Raw genomic sequence first — 860 nt, forward strand, 5'->3', positions numbered from 1 at the left:
CTTCGTGGTTGCTGCGAAAGCGGGCTGGTGTTCAGTACTTCGCTTAGCTCGTGAAAACGATGTTGAACGTCGTCTTCACAAGCGCGAGTTGGCGTACATGTCTGCCGATGAACTGCGTTCAATGTCGGATAAATCGTTGGGTGCGCTGCGTCTTGCTGTTGCAAACAATGATGACCTACGTGATGCGTTACGTTTGTCTGAAGATAATGCACGTCCAGAGCGTAAAGTTCTGTTCTACATTGCGGTTTACCAGCACCTTCGTGAGCGTATTCGTCAGGACATCATCCGCACAGATGACCCAGTAGAAGCTATCGAAGAAATGGAAGTAGAGCTAGCGCGTCTGACTGAAGAGCTAACTCAACGCGAAAACCGTCTGGCAATCAGCTCTGAGTCTGTGGCAAGCATCATCAAGAAGACGATTCAGCGTGAGCAAAACCGTATTCGCATGCTAAACCAAGGCTTGTCGAACATCTCGTTCGGTCAGGTGAAAGGTGTGCGTCTAAACGTGAAGATCCGTGAAAGCCATGAAGTGCTATTGCATGGTCTGTCTTCGCAGCAAGAACAGCATAAAGACTTGTTTGAATCTCCACGTTTCACTTTCTCAGAAGCGATGGCAAAACTGTTCCAACGCGTGAACCCTCACATCGATATGGGTCAACGCTCTCCTCAGGTTCTGGGTGAAGAGCTACTGGATTATCGTAACTATCTAGAGTTAAGTGTGGAAGTTAACCGTGGTTCTGATGGTTGGCTGCAAGCGGAATCTGGGGCGCTATCAACGGGTGAGGCAATCGGTACTGGTCAGTCAATCCTATTGATGGTTGTTCAGAGCTGGGAAGAAGAATCCCGTCGTCTACGCAGCA

The 860-nt window shown here is 49.1% G+C and carries 1 pseudogene; it reads left to right on the forward strand.

Annotated elements, in window-relative coordinates:
• A pseudogene (locus R7Q11_RS25430) lies at window positions 1-860 on the forward strand (SbcC/MukB-like Walker B domain-containing protein); the annotation flags it as partial.

It is taken from the genome of Vibrio sp. 970 (assembly GCF_033339075.1).